This window comes from Streptomyces sp. NPDC056628 (genome assembly GCF_042792555.1).
GTDB lineage: Bacteria > Actinomycetota > Actinomycetes > Streptomycetales > Streptomycetaceae > Streptomyces.
On sequence record NZ_JBHTWG010000105.1, the window covers coordinates 1 to 1,066 of the forward strand.

Genomic DNA, 1,066 nt, shown 5'->3' on the forward strand with positions numbered 1-1,066 from the left:
CGGCCGGGGCCGTGCACGCGCAGTACGTGTTCCTCGGGGGTGCCGTAGTCCTCGACGATGGCGACCGAGCCACTGAGGACGACGTAGAACGTCTCACACGGCTCCCCCTCCCGGATCAGCACTTCGTTCGGAGCCGTGTTCCGGCGTTGCCCGTGCTCCGCAAGACGCGCTATCTGGTCCTCCGACAGGCGCGGATAGGCGCCGTAGACGTCCGGGGTCTCCCAGAAGGCTGCCTCGTCCGAGTTCCCCTGGACCGGTTCTTCGCCCTGTCGCGTCTGGTTGCCGGACATCAGACGAACGCCTCGTGGACGTAGCACCAGCGCCAGTCCTCGCCGGGTTGGAAGGACTGCACGATGGGGTGGGCGACGGCGTCGGCGTGCTTGTGTGCGTGCTTGTTCGGTGAGGAGTCGCAGCAGCCGACGTGGCCGCAGGTCAGGCAGAGCCTGAGGTGGACCCATGGGGAGCCGATGATCAGGCACTCCTGACACCCTTCGGGGGTCAGTGGCTCGACCGGCCGGACGAGTGCGAGGTGGGGGTCAATTCCTACGGTCATGGCTGTTCACTCTTTCCCGGCCGGTTCACGGCCGGCGATCGACTGTTGCACCCACTGGCGCAGGACGGGGGCGGGTGCGGCTCCTGCCTGCCGGGCGAGGGTCTTGCCGTGGTCGAGGATCAGCAGCGTGGGTACTGCCTGGACTTCGAAGCGCTGGGAGAGTCGTGGGTTCTTGTCGACGTCGACCTTGACGAGTTTGATCTGGCCGGCGAGGTCGGTGGCGACTTTCTCCAGGGCGGGGCTGACCATGCGGCAGGGCCCGCACCAGGTGGCCCACAGGTCGACGACGACGGGGACGTCGGCCTGCTCGGCGACCTCGGCGAAGTCGTCGTCGCCCGCGTCGACCATCCACGGCAGGGGCTGTTTGCAGTTGCCGCACTTGGGGCGGCCTTCCGCGGCCACGGGTATCCGGTTGGTCCGCCCGCAGTTGGGGCACTTGACGGTCGTCGCCTGCAGGGTGCTCATGCCGCTTGCGCTCCCTTGTCGTTGTCGGGCTGGTCGTAGGTGACGACC

General features: G+C 67.9%; 3 protein-coding genes. All 3 read right to left on the reverse strand.

The annotated features are described in order from the left end of the window. Positions 1-290, reverse strand: a 290-nt coding sequence (locus ACFRAC_RS36810) for a cyclic nucleotide-binding domain-containing protein (protein WP_382939810.1), incomplete at its 3' end; no start/stop codon positions are given. Beyond that, positions 290-553 (reverse strand): UBP-type zinc finger domain-containing protein, encoded by a 264-nt coding sequence (locus ACFRAC_RS36815; protein ID WP_382939814.1) that lies wholly within the window; start codon positions 551-553, stop codon positions 290-292. The genes ACFRAC_RS36815 and ACFRAC_RS36810, both read right to left, overlap by 1 nt. Positions 554-559: 6 nt before the next feature. After that, entirely contained in the window at positions 560-1,018 is a 459-nt protein-coding gene (trxA, locus tag ACFRAC_RS36820) for a thioredoxin (RefSeq protein ID WP_382939817.1), read from the reverse strand. Between the last annotated feature and the right edge of the window lie 48 nt (positions 1,019-1,066).